This window comes from Klebsiella indica (genome assembly GCF_005860775.1).
Taxonomy (GTDB): Bacteria; Pseudomonadota; Gammaproteobacteria; order Enterobacterales; family Enterobacteriaceae; genus Klebsiella; species Klebsiella indica.
In genome coordinates this window covers 124188-139787 of the sequence record NZ_VCHQ01000008.1, presented here as the reverse complement: position 1 = coordinate 139787, position 15600 = coordinate 124188, and the positions used below count along the sequence as shown (strand labels likewise).

14 protein-coding genes are annotated in these 15600 nt (G+C 54.5%); 8 read left to right on the top strand and 6 right to left on the bottom strand.

The window, feature by feature from the left end:
* The first annotated feature begins 24 nt into the window (after window positions 1-24).
* The 4 genes from FE839_RS07230 to FE839_RS07215 all read left to right on the top strand — a co-directional run bounded on the left by FE839_RS07230 (window position 25) and on the right by FE839_RS07215 (window position 4114).
* Window positions 25-1362: a PTS sugar transporter subunit IIC gene (locus tag FE839_RS07230; protein ID WP_138360166.1), complete on the top strand. Its 1338-nt coding sequence runs from the start codon at window positions 25-27 to the stop codon at window positions 1360-1362.
* 7 nt (window positions 1363-1369) lie between these two features.
* Window positions 1370-2797, top strand: coding sequence for a glycoside hydrolase family 1 protein (locus tag FE839_RS07225; RefSeq protein ID WP_138360165.1), 1428 nt, complete (start codon window positions 1370-1372; stop codon window positions 2795-2797).
* A gap of 67 nt (window positions 2798-2864) precedes the next feature.
* Complete coding sequence (locus FE839_RS07220) at window positions 2865-3638, top strand: GntR family transcriptional regulator (protein WP_138360164.1); 774 nt, start codon at window positions 2865-2867, stop codon at window positions 3636-3638.
* Complete coding sequence (locus FE839_RS07215; RefSeq protein ID WP_138360163.1) at window positions 3635-4114, top strand: GNAT family N-acetyltransferase; 480 nt, start codon at window positions 3635-3637, stop codon at window positions 4112-4114. The genes FE839_RS07220 and FE839_RS07215 overlap by 4 nt, the downstream gene beginning before the upstream one ends.
* Here FE839_RS07215 and galR read toward each other — a convergent pair.
* Window positions 4075-5091: an HTH-type transcriptional regulator GalR gene (galR, locus tag FE839_RS07210; RefSeq protein WP_138360162.1), complete on the bottom strand. Its 1017-nt coding sequence runs from the start codon at window positions 5089-5091 to the stop codon at window positions 4075-4077. The genes FE839_RS07215 and galR overlap by 40 nt on opposite strands.
* A 423-nt stretch (window positions 5092-5514) precedes the next feature.
* Between galR and aas the strand changes: the two genes are divergently transcribed.
* Together aas and lplT are read left to right on the top strand one after the other, a co-directional pair.
* Window positions 5515-7674: a bifunctional acyl-ACP--phospholipid O-acyltransferase/long-chain-fatty-acid--ACP ligase gene (aas, locus tag FE839_RS07205; protein ID WP_138360161.1), complete on the top strand. Its 2160-nt coding sequence runs from the start codon at window positions 5515-5517 to the stop codon at window positions 7672-7674.
* Window positions 7667-8860 carry a lysophospholipid transporter LplT gene (lplT, locus tag FE839_RS07200; protein WP_138360160.1) on the top strand — a complete coding sequence of 398 codons (1194 nt, stop codon included), beginning with the start codon at window positions 7667-7669 and terminating at the stop codon, window positions 8858-8860. The genes aas and lplT overlap by 8 nt, the downstream gene beginning before the upstream one ends.
* A gap of 41 nt (window positions 8861-8901) precedes the next feature.
* On the opposite strand, the gene FE839_RS07195 is transcribed toward lplT, so the two are convergent.
* The 5 genes from FE839_RS07195 to FE839_RS24825 all read right to left on the bottom strand — a co-directional run bounded on the left by FE839_RS07195 (window position 8902) and on the right by FE839_RS24825 (window position 12328).
* The gene (locus FE839_RS07195; RefSeq protein WP_138360159.1) at window positions 8902-9942 is read right to left on the bottom strand and encodes an NADP(H)-dependent aldo-keto reductase; all 1041 of its coding nucleotides are present in this window, start codon (window positions 9940-9942) and stop codon (window positions 8902-8904) included.
* 234 nt (window positions 9943-10176) lie between these two features.
* Window positions 10177-10395, bottom strand: coding sequence for a YgdI/YgdR family lipoprotein (locus FE839_RS07190; RefSeq protein ID WP_004105255.1), 219 nt, complete (start codon window positions 10393-10395; stop codon window positions 10177-10179).
* Window positions 10396-10509: 114 nt separating this feature from the next.
* Window positions 10510-11223, bottom strand: a complete 714-nt coding sequence (locus FE839_RS07185; protein WP_138360214.1) for a TerC family protein — start codon at window positions 11221-11223, stop codon at window positions 10510-10512.
* 168 nt (window positions 11224-11391) lie between these two features.
* Entirely contained in the window at window positions 11392-12087 is a 696-nt protein-coding gene (mutH, locus tag FE839_RS07180; protein ID WP_138360158.1) for a DNA mismatch repair endonuclease MutH, read from the bottom strand.
* A gap of 109 nt (window positions 12088-12196) precedes the next feature.
* Window positions 12197-12328, bottom strand: a complete 132-nt coding sequence (locus tag FE839_RS24825; RefSeq protein ID WP_241675616.1) for a hypothetical protein — start codon at window positions 12326-12328, stop codon at window positions 12197-12199.
* Between the two features lie 441 nt (window positions 12329-12769).
* Here FE839_RS24825 and rppH point away from each other — a divergent pair, with 441 nt between their 5' ends.
* Together rppH and ptsP are read left to right on the top strand one after the other, a co-directional pair.
* Window positions 12770-13300, top strand: a complete 531-nt coding sequence (rppH, locus tag FE839_RS07170; protein ID WP_138360156.1) for an RNA pyrophosphohydrolase — start codon at window positions 12770-12772, stop codon at window positions 13298-13300.
* Between the two features lie 12 nt (window positions 13301-13312).
* Window positions 13313-15559 (top strand): phosphoenolpyruvate--protein phosphotransferase, encoded by a 2247-nt coding sequence (gene ptsP, locus FE839_RS07165; protein ID WP_138360155.1) that lies wholly within the window; start codon window positions 13313-13315, stop codon window positions 15557-15559.
* Window positions 15560-15600 lie beyond the last annotated feature (41 nt).

The window sequence follows — 15600 nt, the reverse complement described above, 5'->3', positions numbered from 1 at the left end:
TCCCTTAACCCTGAGGTATCCTCTATGGCATTGCAGGACAAATTGATCGACTCTCTGGGGAGTTTCGCTACGAAATTCAACAGCTACCGCTACATTATGGCGATAAAGGCGGCCTTTATTACCCTGATGCCGGTGATCATCGTGGGCGCCTTTTCGGTGCTGATCTCCAATATGGTGCTGGATCCGAAAAACGGGCTGGCCAGCTTTCAGGCGCTCTCTTTTCTGGCTGCGCTAAAACCGATTACCAGCGCAATTAACTATGCGACGCTTAACTTTCTTAATATCGGCGCCGTATTTCTGATCGGTATTGAGCTTGGACGGATTAACGGTATTAAGAGCCTGTTTCCCGGCCTGCTGGCGGTCATCTGTTTTATCTGTGTGACGCCAACTACCGTCGAAATGCTGGTCGACGGACAAATGCATGAAGTGAAAGATGTGCTGTTGCGCCAGTTCTCAGATACGCGCAGCCTGTTCCTCGGCATGTTTATTGCCATTCTTTCCGTGGAGATCTACTGCTGGCTGGAGAGATGCAAAGGCCTCAAGATCAAAATGCCGGACACCGTTCCCCCCAACGTATCGGCATCGTTTTCCGCGCTGATCCCGGCAATTATTACCACCACGGCGATTGCTACCTTTGGTTTTATTTTTCATCAAATTACCGGCATGTATCTCTATGATGCGGTCTATCAGGTGGTACAGCAGCCGCTGGAGCGAGTGGTGCAAAGCCTGCCGGGGATCCTACTGCTGATGTTTGTCGCCCAGTTGTTCTGGGTTATCGGCATTCACGGTAATCAGATGATCAAACCGATCCGCGAACCGCTGCTGCTGGGGGCGATTACCGTCAATATGAGCGCCTTTGAGCAGGGCAAAGAGGTGCCGAATATCATCACCATGCCGTTCTGGGATGTTTATATGAGCATTGGCGGTTCGGGGCTGACGATTGGCCTGCTGATTGCGGTGATGATCGCCACCAAACGCAAAGAAATGAAGGAGATCGCCAAACTGTCGATCGGACCCGGGCTGTTCAATATTAACGAACCGGTGATTTTCGGTATGCCGATCATGCTTAATCCGATCCTTGCGATCCCTTTTATTATTACCCCACTGGTGACCGGCAGTATCGGTTACTTCGCCACCGTCACCGGTTTTGCCGGTAAAGCGGTGGTCATGGTGCCGTGGACCACGCCACCGCTGATTAACGCCTGGCTCTCCACAGCCGGATCGATGGGGGCGGTAGTGACACAGCTTGTCTGTATTGTCGCCGCGGTGCTTATCTATCTGCCGTTCGTCAAAATAGCCTCCCGTCGTGCGGAAAACGCGCAGCGTCAGGCGGAAAACGCTGAAGTCAGCCAGAATGTATGAGGACACCATGAGCAGAGTACGGATCGCGATTCCCCGCGACTTTATCCTCGGCGCCGCCGCGTCGGCGTGGCAAACCGAAGGCTGGAGCGGCAAGAAAGAGGGGCAGGATTCCTGGCCGGATCTCTGGTACAAGAACGATCGTCACGTCTGGCATAACGGTTATGGCCCGGCGGTCGCGACCGATTTTATCAACCGCTTCCGCGAAGACGTGCAGTTGATGAAGCTGGCGGGACTGACCCACTATCGTACGTCGATCAACTGGTCGCGTTTTCTTACCGACTATGAAAAAGTCACGGTTGATGAAGAGTATGCGGCGTACTACGACCAGCTGTTTGACGCGCTACGGGCTAACGGCATTGAGCCGATGATCTGCCTTGAGCACTATGAACTGCCCGGCTATCTGCTGGAGCACTACGGCGGCTGGGCGTCGAAAAAAGTGGTTGATCTGTTCGTACAATATGCGGAGAAAGTTTTTGCCCGCTATCACCATAAGGTGACGCGTTGGTTTACTTTCAATGAACCGATTGTGGTACAGACCCGGGTCTACCTCGACGCGCTGCGCTGGCCTTACGAACAGAATACCGGGACCTGGATGCAGTGGAATCATCATAAGGTGCTGGCGACGGCTAAAGTGGTCAGGCTGTTTCGCGAAAAAGGCTATCGCGGCACGGTCGGCTGTATTCTTAACCCGGAAGTCACTTATCCACGTTCAAAAGCGCCTCATGATCTTCGCGCCGCGGAAATCTACGATCTGTTTTATAACCGGGTTTTCCTCGATCCGCTGGTCCACGGCGAATATCCGTCAGAACTGTACAACCTGCTCGAACAGCACAACGTTGGCTGGGATTACAGTGCGCAAGAGCTGGCGATTATTCGCGAAAACACCGTGGATGAGCTGGGAATTAATCTCTACTACCCACACCGGGTGAAAGCCCCGTCGCGCGCCTGGCACCCGCAGACGCCATTCCATCCGGCTTACTATTATGAGCCCTTTGAACTCCCGGGAAGACGGATGAATAGTTCGCGTGGCTGGGAAATTTATCCGCAAATCGTTTTTGATATGGCGATGCGGATTAAACAGGATTACCGCAATATCCCGTGGTTCGTGGCCGAAAACGGCATGGGGGTGGAAAACGAAGGGCAGTTTCGCAATAGCGAAGGCACCATCGCCGACGATTACCGGATTCGCTTTATCAGCGAACATCTGTGGCAAACGCTGCGTGCGCGGGAAGCCGGCGCCAACTGCCACGGCTATATGCTGTGGGCGTTTACCGACAATGTTTCGCCGATGAACGCCTTTAAAAATCGTTACGGGCTGATTGAAATCGATCTGCAAAATCACCGCGCGCGAAAGCCGAAGGCTTCCGCCAGCTGGTTCCGTCAGCTTGGCGAACGTCGGGAATTGACGCTGGATATTGACGACGAGTGGCGTTAGGCATGGTTAAATTTTGCTAAGATAGCGGCGATATTGACTCGCAGGTTCATAACGCACAGGTGATATTGTGGAGAAGGCTATTATTCCGCCGGAAAAGAAACCCTACCAGGAGATTGGTGATGATTTACGCGCACAGATTGCGCAGGGGCGCTATCCCATCGGATCGCGTCTGCCGCCGGAACGCAATATCGCCGAAATTTACGGTGTGAGCCGGACGATCGTCCGTGAAGCGCTGTTGATGCTGGAGTTACAGGGAACGGTGGATATTCGCCAGGGCTCCGGGGTGTACGTTATGCGCATCCCGCATGAGGGCGATAGCGAGGAAGAACAGATGCTGAGCAGCGACGTCGGGCCGTTCGAAATCCTGCAGGCCCGCCAGCTGCTGGAGAGCAATATCGCCGCTTTTGCCGCTAAAATGGCCACTCGCGCCGATATCGATAACCTGAAACGTATTATTGAGCAGGAGCAGCGGGCTATTGCCGCCAACGATACCAGTCAGGACAACGCCCGGCTTTTTCACCTGGTGCTGGCCGGGGCGACGCAAAACCAGATGCTGCTGGCGACGGTCGAGCGCATCTGGCTGCAAATGGACAGCAGCCCGTTATGGCAGCAGTTCAATGTACATATCGCCAGCCGGGCGTATCGCCTGAAGTGGCTTGGCGACCGGCAAACGCTCCTCGCCGCCCTGCGCCGTCGCGATGTGATGGGCGCCTGGCAGGCCATGTGGCAGCACCTTGAAAACGTAAAAAATAGTCTGCTGGAGCTTTCTGATGAAGACGCACCGGACTTTGACGGCTATCTCTTTGAGTCAGTGCCTGTTTTTCAGGGAAAGCTGATGTGATTATTCAGCCTTTATCCGCCGCGCCGCAGTATGCTGGGCAGGTTACGGAGTGGCTATGGCGAGCTTTTGGCGGCGATATGTTGCCGCAGGCGTTTTTCGCCAGCATCATCGGGCATAGCCAGACGCCGGGGGCGTTGCCGGTTACGTTTATTGCCGTTGAAAATGAAAAACTGCTGGGAACCGTCGGGCTCTGGCGCTGCGACTTAATCAGTCGCCAGGATCTGTATCCGTGGATGGCGGCACTCTATGTCGCCCCGGAAGCACGGGGAAAAGGGCTGGCGGGAACGCTACAGCAGCATGTCATCCGGTATGCACGAACGCAGGGCTATTCCGCGCTGTTTCTCTATTCCGCCTGCCGTGATTTTTATGAGCGTTTTGGCTGGCAGTATATCGGCGAAGGTCTGGATTACCCGGCCACGACGGTCAGTTTATATCGCTATGATTTATCGCGTTCCGCAGGCGAAACCACCGAGTGACGGCGTACCAGCGTCGGGCTAAAAAGATGGGTTATCTCCGGGGGCGGGCGATGTTCCGCCAGCGCTAACGCCAGCTCGGCGGCCTGAGTCGCCATGGTGACGATCGGGTAGCGCACGGTGGTCAGACGCGGGCGCACATAGCGTGAAATCAGTATGTCATCAAAACCGATCAGCGAAATCTCCTGTGGTATATCAATACCGTTATCGTTTAACACGCCCATCGCACCGGCAGCCATTGAGTCGTTATAGCAGGCCACGGCGGTAAAATGCCTCCCTCGCCCCAGCAGTTCGGTCATCGCCTGTTCACCGCCGCTCTCATCAGGCTCGGCAAAGGTCACCAGGCGGTCATTGCACGCCAGGCCGCTCTCTTTTAATGCCGCGTAATAGCCCTGAAGACGGTCTTCGGCATCGGAAATCGGGTGATCGGAACAGATATAGCCAATGCGGGTATGCCCTTGCTGAATCAGGTGACGCGTTGCCAGCCAGGCGCCGTAACGGTCATCCAGCGCGACGCAGCGCTGCTCTAAGCCAGGTATAATACGGTTGATCAGCACCATACCGGGGATCTGCTTCATTAACGCGGTCAGCTCGTCATCGGGGATCATTTTGGCGTGAACCACCAGGGCTGCGCAGCGGTGGCGAATCAACTGTTCAATCGCCTGACGCTCTTTATGGATGCTGTGATAGCCGTTACCGATCAGCAAAAAATTGCCGGTATTGTAGGCCACCTGCTCGACGGCTTTGACCATTGAACCAAAGAAAGGGTCGGAAACATCGCCCACCACCAGGCCAACGGTTTGCGTTGACTGCTGCGCCAGCGCGCGGGCGTTGGCGTTAGGATGATAATTTAACGCTTCCATCGCCGCCCCCACCGACTGGCGTGAGGCTTCGCTGGCTTTCGGTGAATTGTTAATCACGCGGGAGACGGTAGCGACGGAAACTCCTGCGAGACGGGCTACATCCTTAATTGTCGCCATACCATGCCTTTTTTAGGGTAAGCGTTTACATACCGTTTATGTTACGGGAAAGCGCCGCAGATTCAAGAACCGCGGCGCCTGGGGTCATGTAATTGTGACACAGATTAGCCTTGTTGATGAAAGAGTTACTCACAGGCAACCTGCGAATGATTCCGGGAGGGGGGAATTCACACCTTTGCTTACACTTTGCGATTAGCTGTTGCGAATGTTCGCTGGTTTACCCATTCATATCATTGATATTCTGGCTTTCCCAGAGGTATTGATTGGTGAGTTTCTTAAGTACGCTATTCGTACTGATTATCTTGCACCGACCTGCGCAGATGCGCAGGTTTTTTTTGTCCTGAATTCCTCTTCGCGCACTGCATTTCCCACCTCTTCTCGTGTAACCTGCTTTGACTGATTAACCGGTCAGACGGAGTTGTTATGCTTTTAGGATTTTTTAGACTGTTATTCAAGGGATTGTACCGGGTAAAACTCACCGGCGACACCCAGGCGCTGTACCAGCCAAAGGTACTGATTACGCCCAATCACGTCTCATTTATTGACGGCATACTGCTGGCGCTTTTCCTGCCGGTGCGCCCTGTTTTTGCAGTGTACTCTTCAATTAGCCAGCGCTGGTTTATGCGTGCTCTGACACCCCTTATCGATTTTGTGCCGCTGGACCCGACCAAACCCATGTCCATTAAGCATCTGGTCCGCCTGATTGAACAAGGGCGTCCGGTGGTTATTTTCCCGGAAGGGCGGATTTCGGTGACCGGCTCGCTGATGAAAATTTATGACGGCGCGGCTTTCGTTGCAGCAAAGTCGCAGGCGACCATTGTGCCGCTGCGTATCGAGGGCGCTGAGCTTACCCCCTTTAGCCGCCTCAAAGGGCTGGTCAGGCGCCGCCTTTTTCCCCGTATTCAACTGCATCTGCTGCCGCCGACGCATCTGGCGATGCCTGAGGCGCCGCGCGCCCGCGACCGGCGTAAAATTGCCGGAGAAATGTTGCATCAGATAATGATGGAAGCGCGGATGGCGGTGCGCCCGCGCGAAACGCTGTATGAATCGCTGCTGGCGGCGCAGTACCGCTTCGGTGCGCGTAAAAACTGCGTGGAAGATATTAATTTTCAGCCGGATACCTACCGTAAGCTGTTGACCAAAACCCTGTTTGTGGCGCGTATTCTGGAAAGGTATAGCGCTCAGGGCGAGAAAATCGGCCTGATGCTGCCGAATGCCGGGATTAGCGCAGCGGTAATTTTCGGCGCGATTGCCCGTGGGCGTATTCCGGCGATGATGAACTATACCGCCGGAGTGAAAGGCCTGAGCAGCGCGGTTACCGCCGCCGAAATTAAGACGATTTTCACCTCGCGAACCTTCCTTGATAAAGGCAAACTCTGGCACCTGCCGGAACAGTTGACTCAGGTGCGCTGGGTATTCCTCGAAGATTTAAAAGCGGATATCACCGCCGCGGATAAGCTGTGGATTTTTGGTCATCTGTTGATACCGAAGCTGGCGCAGGTTAAGCAGCAGCCGGAAGATGCGGCGATGATCCTGTTTACTTCCGGTTCAGAAGGCAATCCGAAAGGCGTGGTACATAGTCATAAAAGCCTGCTGGCTAACGTCGAGCAGATTAAAACCGTCGCTGACTTTACCGCGAACGATCGCTTTATGTCCTCGCTGCCGCTGTTTCACTCCTTTGGCCTGACGGTCGGCCTGCTGACCCCACTGTTTACCGGTGCGGAGGTGTTCCTCTATCCGAGTCCGCTGCATTATCGCATGGTGCCGGAACTGGTGTATGACCGTAATTGTACCGTGCTGTTCGGCACCTCGACCTTTCTCGCCAACTATGCCCGCTTTGCTAATCCATATGACTTTTATCGCCTGCGGTATGTTGTTGCAGGCGCGGAGAAACTGCAGGAGAGCACAAAGCAGATCTGGCAGGACAAGTTTGGCCTGCGTATTCTCGAAGGCTATGGCGTTACCGAATGTGCGCCAGTGGTGTCGATCAATGTGCCGATGGCGACGAAGGTGGGAACCGTTGGTCGCATTCTGCCGGGTATGGATGCGCGTTTACTGGCGATGCCGGGTATTGAAGAAGGCGGCCGTCTGCAGCTAAAAGGGCCGAATATTATGAAAGGCTATCTGCGCGTGGAAAATCCGGGTGTGCTGGAGGTGCCAACGGCGGAGAATCAACACGGCGAAGTGGAAACCGGCTGGTATGACACCGGCGATATTGTCACCTTTGACGAGCAGGGCTATGTGCGAATTCAGGGACGCGCAAAGCGCTTTGCTAAAATTGCCGGTGAGATGGTATCGCTGGAGATGGTCGAGCAGGTGGCGCTGGCGGTTTCGCCGGACAAAATGCACGCCACGGCGATTAAACAGGATGCCAGCAAAGGCGAGGCGCTGGTGCTGTTTACCAGCGATAATGAACTAAATCGCGAGAAACTGCTGCGCTATGCCCGTGAACATGGCGTGCCGGAGCTGGCGGTACCGCGCGACATTCGCTGGCTGAAACAGCTCCCGGTGCTGGGCAGCGGTAAGCCGGATTTCGTCGCCCTTAACGATATGGTTGAAGAGATGGAACATTCGGATGAGTGAGTCAGTACACACTAACACTTCTCTGTATTCGAAAGGAATGATGGCGGTTATCTGCGCCCAGTTTCTCTCGGCATTCGGCGATAACGCGCTACTCTTCGCGACCCTGGCGCTGATGAAGCAACTGTTCTACCCGGCGTGGAGCCAGCCGGTATTGCAGATGTTGTTTGTGGGTGCTTACATTCTCTTCGCGCCGTTTGTCGGGCAGTTTGCCGATAGCTTCGCCAAAGGGCGAGTAATGATGGTGGCTAACGGTCTGAAGCTTATCGGCGCGGGCTGTATTTGCTTTGGCGTTAATCCGTTTGTTGGCTACACGCTGGTGGGCATTGGCGCTGCCGCCTATTCTCCGGCTAAATACGGCATCCTCGGCGAGCTGACCACCGGGGATAAGTTAGTCAAAGCTAACGGCCTGATGGAGTCCTCCACCATTGCGGCTATTTTGCTTGGTTCGATGGCTGGCGGTATTCTGGCGGACTGGCATGTCCTGGCGGCGCTTGTCGTCTGCGCGATGGTGTACGGCGGGGCGGTGATGGCCAACCTGTGGATCCCCAAACTGCCCGCCGCGCGTCCCGGCCAGTCGTGGCGTTTCAGGCCGATGACCCACCGTTTCTTTAGCGCCTGTGCAGTGCTGTGGCGTGACGGCGATACCCGGTTTTCGTTAGTCGGCACCAGCTTGTTCTGGGGAGCGGGAGTGACCCTGCGCTTCTTACTGGTGCTGTGGGTGCCAGTAGCCCTGGGTATTACCAGTAATGCCATGCCGACCTACCTTAACGCAATGGTGGCGGTGGGGATAGTACTGGGGGCTGGCGCGGCGGCGAAGCTGGTGACGCTGGAAACGGTGTCCCGTTGTATGCCCGCGGGGATTTTGATTGGCGTCGCGGTCGTCTTTTTCGCCATCCAGCAGGCGTTGCTGCCGGCATTTGGCCTGCTGCTGCTGCTCGGGGCGTTCGGCGGTTTCTTTATTGTGCCGCTGAATGCGCTGCTTCAGGAACGCGGCAAACACACGGTTGGCGCGGGCAATGCAATCGCGGTGCAGAATCTCGGCGAGAACGTCGCGATGTTGCTGATGCTGGGCCTGTACTCGCTGGCGGTGAGCATAGGTATTCCGGTTGTCGGCGTCGGGATGGGCTTCGGCGTGGTATTTGCGCTGGCTATCATCGCGCTGTGGATTTGGGGGCGTCGTAAATAGTCTCCCGGGTGCAGCGGACCGCCCCGGGAAGGTGACTTTTCCTACGGTGCCGGGTAGGTATAAATTCGATGCACCGCTTCAATCTCCGCCAGCACCTCTTCGCTTAGTGTCAGATGGAGGCTTTCGACGTTAGTCTGAAGCTGCGCCATGGTCGTCGCCCCAAGCAGGGTGCTGGCGACAAACGGCTGGCGACGCACGAAAGCCAGCGCCATTTGTGCCGGGTCAAGATTATGGCGTTTTGCGATATCGACATAGGCCGCCACCGCTTTCTGAGTCTGCTCGCCGCTATAGCGGGTAAAGCGGCTGAACAGGGTATTGCGCGCGCCGGCGGGTTTCGCGCCGTTGAGGTATTTCCCGGTCAGCGTACCGAATGCCAGACAGGAATAAGCTAACAGCTCCACACCTTCATACTGGCTCACTTCCGACAGCGCCACTTCATAGCTGCGGTTCACCAGGCTGTAAGGATTCTGAATCGTCACAATACGCGGCAAATCATGCTTGTCCGCCAGATGGAGATAGCGCATCACGCCAAAAGCCGTTTCGTTGGAGACGCCAATATAGCGAATCTTCCCGGCGCGCTGGAATTCAGCCAGCGCTTCCAGGGTATCCAGCAGGGTGACGACCGGGGCGGAATCGGTCCAGGTGTAGCCCAGTTTACCAAAACAGTTGGTTGGCCGCTGCGGCCAGTGGACCTGATAGAGGTCAAGATAATCAGTCTGCAACCGCTTCAGGCTGTCGTGCAGCGCCTCGCGGATATTTTTACGATCCAGCGCATGGTTAGGGCGAATGCTGCTGTCGTTATTGCGGGCAGGGCCGCTCACTTTGGAGGCGATAACCAGCTTTTCGCGATTACCGCGTTTTGCCAGCCAGTTACCGACATAGGTTTCCGTCAGGCCCTGGGTTTCCGGGCGCGGCGGGACAGGATACATTTCGGCGACATCGATCAGGTTGATGCCCTGACTGACAGCGTAATCGAGCTGGTCGTGCGCGTCTGCCTCGCTATTCTGCTCACCAAACGTCATTGTGCCCAGTCCCAGCGTGCTGATTTCAAGAGAACTGTGTGGGATACGGTGATACTGCATAGCCGGTTTCCTTTTTTGTTACAAGGTCAGGCGTTCCCCGACAAAGGAATATAAAAATGGCAGAGGGGAAGAAAAAGGGGAAGTAAAAAGATCAAAAAAAGCCGGGTTTACGGAATCTGGCCTGATTTATCCGGAGATGGATCAGGATATTCCGACTCTTTTCGCAAATGAAAAGGGGACGAAAACACCGCTTAACTCTGTGATAAACGGCTCGTCGCAGGTTGGCGTGAAAGCTTACCGTTTAATAATCTGCGAGACATCATCGCGATTGATCTGCATTTTGTTCCCTTGCTGATCTTCGTAGCTGATAAGACCGGTGTCGTCGTCAATCGCAGGTTTACCGTCTGTCAGAATCATACGTCCGTCTTTGGTTGCCATGACATAATCGCTGCTGCAGCCGGAAACGGAGAATGCCAGTCCTACGGCGGAAATCAATACTGCCCATTTTTTCATCGTTATTACCTCTATTTTGGCCGTACCTTCTATCAGATTAATAGTCTGATTTCTGGAATATAAGAATCAGTAAAGTCTTAAAAGGGATGACAGCCCTTTTCAGGGCTGTGCGGGTTACAGCGGATTTTTTTTATTTCGTAGCAGATTGAGGCTCTCAACCGCAATCGAAAAGAACATAGCGAAATAAATGTAGCCTTTCGGCACGTGCACATCAAAACTTTCCAGTATCAGCGTGAAGCCGACGAGAATCAAAAATGACAGCGCCAGCATTTTCACCGAAGGGTGGCGGTCAACAAAATCGCCTATCGAACGGGCGGCCACCATCATCACCAGTACGGCAATAACGACCGCCGCCATCATGATGAACAGATGATCCGACAGCCCAACGGCGGTAATCACCGAATCAAGGCTGAAAATGATATCCAGCAGCATAATCTGCACAATGGCGCCAATAAATGAATGAACGTTGGTTTTTAACCCCTCTTCTTCTCCTTCAATGGATTCGTGAATCTCTTTACTCGCTTTCCAGATCAGGAATAACCCGCCGAGTAGCAGGATCAGATCGCGAAATGAGATCGCCTGGCCCAGCACGGTAAACAGCGGGTTGGTGAGCTTAACGACCCATGCGATTGACGCCAGTAACGCCAGACGCATGATCATTGCCCCCATAAGCCCGATGCGGCGGGCATGAGCCCGTTGCGCAGTGGGAAGCTTGGCCACGACCAGAGAGAGGAAAATAATATTATCGATCCCAAGCACTATCTCCAGTAGCGTCAGCGTACCAAGCGCCAGCCAGGCGTTAGGATCGGTTACCCATGCAAATAACATCATTCAAAGTCCTGCAAAATAGAAAGAAGTGATTATATGCAACCCGCATGGCAGAACAAAAAATTAATCATGGACAGTAATCGCCGTACGCGACTGCTCCGGCGCCTTCCTGCGCTGCTCGCCCCTGGAGCCAGCGCACGCGTTGTTAAACACCGCCCGCGGTGTGAATTATCCAGAGGAAAGAAGGAAGTGGCGGGCCAGCAGGGCGGCGGTGAAGTTTTTCTTCAGGTAGAAACCGCGCGGTAACGTGAGGATCGGCTCTCCGTGGGCGCCAACCGCTTCGGTCAGGGCCTTGCTATTTGCCGCTTTTGGGCGCAATTGCAGCACTTCGCCGTGACGCGCAGTGATGCGTTCAACTTGCCCAAGCACGATCAGATCCATCAGCTCTTCCCAGTCCATGCGTAGCTGACGCGCTTCTTCTTCGCTGGGGCTCCACAGCAGAGGCGCGCCCACCCGGCGGCTGGCGAGCGGAATCGTTCGCTCGCCCTCTACCGGGATCCACAGTACGCGCTTGAGTTTATGACGCACATGGCTGCTCTCCCAGGTGACGCCGCTATTACCGGTGAGCGGCGCGACGCAGACGAAGGTCGTTTCCAGCGGACGCCCCTGAGAATCGACAGGGATGGTTTTCAATTCAACGCCGAGAGCGGCGAAATCCTGCTCGGGCTTGCTGCCTGCGCTGGCGCCAAGCCAAATTTCCAGCAGGATACCGATCCAGCCTTTATCACGTTTTAAATCGCGCGGAACGGGAATACCGGCAAGGGCGGCCAGCTCACCCAGTGAATAACCTGCCAGCTGCCGCGCCTGAGCCAGAAGCTGTTCCTGGCTTTGCGGTGGCGATAAGAGCGGCGCGATATTCGGCATAACATGAAACCTCTGGCTAAAAAATAAGCGGTAATTTCGTCCGTTGTGGATAGAGTTTACCTTTTCCTGACTAACTATGACAATTTGATGATTCATATGGCTTTTTTAATTATTTTTTGCCGTTATGAAAAATCTGGAGGCAGGTTTTCCAGAACTGGTCACCGACAATGAACAGGATCTTACACCATGTTATCCACAGAAAAATGGGATAACTGGGGAAAAGCGCCACTACTGTTTCCATTTACAGCCTTGACGTGGGAGAAAAATCGAGTTTTTAGCCAAAATATGTCCAGAGTACTTGCGCAATCTGTGGATAAAACCGACATTGTTCGATCTTTCATCAGTTCCGGGATCGTATATGTGATGATCGTCACGTTACACTGTGAATGATGAAATTTAAACAAGGTAACTTAATGAAAATAAATATATTATTATGTGGGTTGATTACGCCGCTGTTCGGATTACTCTGGGTTTTCCCTGGTTAATTCCGTACTTCTTCACAACTCTATCCACAGAAAAAGTGAATAAAATCGCGCGTGGACGGCTTTCACTGTTTATAACTCGGGGGATTGCTGTGAGTTATTCAAATGTTATTCGATCTCATCTCGTTCACAGAGTGGTTTACCGTTTCCAGCGAGTGTGAAACAATCATTCGCATTGAAGCTTATTTTGAGGTAGTCCGGTGATTGATGACGATGGCTACCGCCCAAATGTCGGTATTGTAATCTGTAATCGCCAGGGTCAGGTTATGTGGGCCAGGCGCTATGGTCAGCACTCGTGGCAGTTCCCGCAAGGGGGCATTAATCCAGGAGAATCAGCAGAGCAGGCGATGTATCGGGAATTGTTCGAAGAAGTTGGGTTAAACCGCAAAGATGTGCGGATTCTGGCTTCAACCCGTAACTGGTTGCGTTACAAATTGCCTAAACGTTTGGTGCGTTGGGACACAAAGCCGGTATGTATCGGCCAGAAACAGAAGTGGTTTCTCCTGCAATTGATTGGCAGTGATGCGGATGTCAATATGCAAACCAGCAGTACACCTGAATTTGATGGCTGGCGATGGGTAAGCTACTGGTATCCGGTGCGTCAGGTGGTGTCGTTTAAGCGCGATGTCTACCGCCGGGTGATGAAAGAGTTCGCCAGCGCCACAATGGCGCTGGCAGAAAGTTCGCCTAAGCCGCAAAGCGCGCCTGCATATCGACGTAAAAGAGGTTAAGCCACACACATTATGCTCACTCGGTTGCGAGAAATAGTCGAGAAGGTCGCGAGTACGCCACGTTTAAACGAGGCGCTGGATATCCTGGTAACCGATATCTGCGCCGCAATGGAAACGGAAGTCTGCTCGGTTTATCTGGCTGACAACGACCGGCGCTGTTATTACCTGATGGCGACTCGCGGGTTGAAAAAGCCCCGCGGGCGCATTGTCGCGCTCGCTTTTGACGAAGGCCTGGTCGGCCTCGTCGGCCGTCTGGCAGAACCCATTAACCTCGCCGACGCGCAAAAGCATCCCAGCTTTAAATATATTCCTGCGGTAAAAGAGGGGCGTTTCCGCGCCTTCCTTGGCGTGCCGATTATCCAGCGGCGCCAACTGCTGGGGGTGCTGGTGGTGCAGCAGCGAGAGTTGCGCCAGTTTGACGAAAGTGAAGAGTCTTTTCTTGTTACGCTGGCCACGCAAATCGCCGGTATTCTTTCTCAGTCCCAGTTAAACGCACTGTTTGGTCAATATCGTCAGACCCGCATTCGCGCCCTGCCTGCTTCGTCCGGCGTCGCCATTGCTGAAGGCTGGATGGACGTTAGCCTGCCGCTGATGGAGCAGGTTTATGAAGCCTCGACGCTTGATACCGCTGCCGAGCGCGAGCGTCTGACCATCGCGCTGGAAGAGGCGGCGAACGAGTTTCGTCGTTACAGCAAACGCTATTCTGCCGGCGCGCAGAAAGAGACGGCGGCCATCTTTGACCTCTATTCACACCTGCTTTCCGACGCGCGCCTGCGTCGTGAACTGTTCGCTGAAGTGGATAAAGGCGCGGTGGCCGAATGGGCGGTGAAGAAGATCATCGAGCAGTTTGCCGAACAGTTTGCCGCGCTCAGTGATGGCTATCTGAAAGAGCGTGCGGGTGATTTACGCACGTTAGGCCAGCGACTGCTGTTTCACCTTGATGACAGCATTCAGGGAACGGATAGCTGGCCGGAGCGCATCATACTGGTGGCGGACGAACTGTCGGCCACGACTCTGGCGGAAGTTCCTCAGGACCGTTTAGCAGGCGTGGTGGTACGTGACGGCGCGGCGAACTCGCATGCTGCGATTATGGTTCGTGCGCTGGGCATTCCGACGGTGATGGGGGCGGATATTCAGCCTTCGCTGCTGCACGGTCATACCCTGATCGTCGACGGTTACCGCGGCGAGCTGCTGGTCGATCCGGAGCCGGTGTTGCTGCAGGAATACCAGCGCCTGATTAGCGAAGAGAATGAACTTAGCCGCCTGGCTGAGGACGATCTCAAGCGGGCGTCTGAACTGAAAAGCGGCGAGCGAGTAAAAGTGATGCTCAATGCGGGGCTGAGCCCTGAGCATGAGGAGAAGCTCGGCAATTTCGTCGATGGTATCGGTCTGTACCGCACCGAGATTCCCTTTATGCTGCAAAGCGGCTTCCCCTCTGAAGAGGAGCAGGTTGCCCAGTATCAGGGAATGCTACAGATGTTCAACGAGAAATCGGTGACTCTGCGCACGCTGGATGTCGGCGCGGATAAACAGCTGCCGTATATGCCAATCAGCGAAGAGAACCCGTGTCTTGGCTGGCGCGGTATTCGCATCACGCTCGATCAGCCGGAGATTTTTCTGGTGCAGATACGCGCCATGCTGCGCGCCAATGCGGCGACCGGTAACCTCAGTATTTTGCTGCCGATGGTGACCAGCCTGGATGAAGTGGATGAGGCTCGTCGTCTTATCGATCGCGCCAGCCGTGAAGTGGAAGACATGATCGGCTATGCCATTCCACGTCCGCGTCTTGGCGTGATGCTGGAAGTGCCGTCGATGGTCTTTATGCTTCCACAACTGGCTAATCGCATTGATTTTATCTCTGTTGGCACTAATGACCTGACCCAGTATATTCTGGCGGTGGATCGCAATAATACCCGGGTGGCCAGTATGTATGACAGCCTGCACCCAGGAGTTCTCAGGGCGCTGGCGATGATCGCCCGCGATGCCGAGCGTTTCGACATCGATCTGCGACTGTGTGGTGAAATGGCGGGTGATCCGATGTGCGTGACGATCCTCATCGGTATGGGTTATCGCCATTTGTCAATGAATGGTCGCTCGGTGGCAAGAGTGAAATATCTGCTGCGCCGTATCGATATTGATGAGGCCCAGGAACTTTCCCGCCGCAGTCTGGAAGCACAGATGGCGACTGAAGTCCGTCACCAGGTTGCGGCTTTTATGGAGCGGCGCGGTCTCGGCGGCCTGATTCGCGGAGGCCGATAGCTGTCATTATCGGACGGCGCGTGAACAAGGCGCAACGCGCC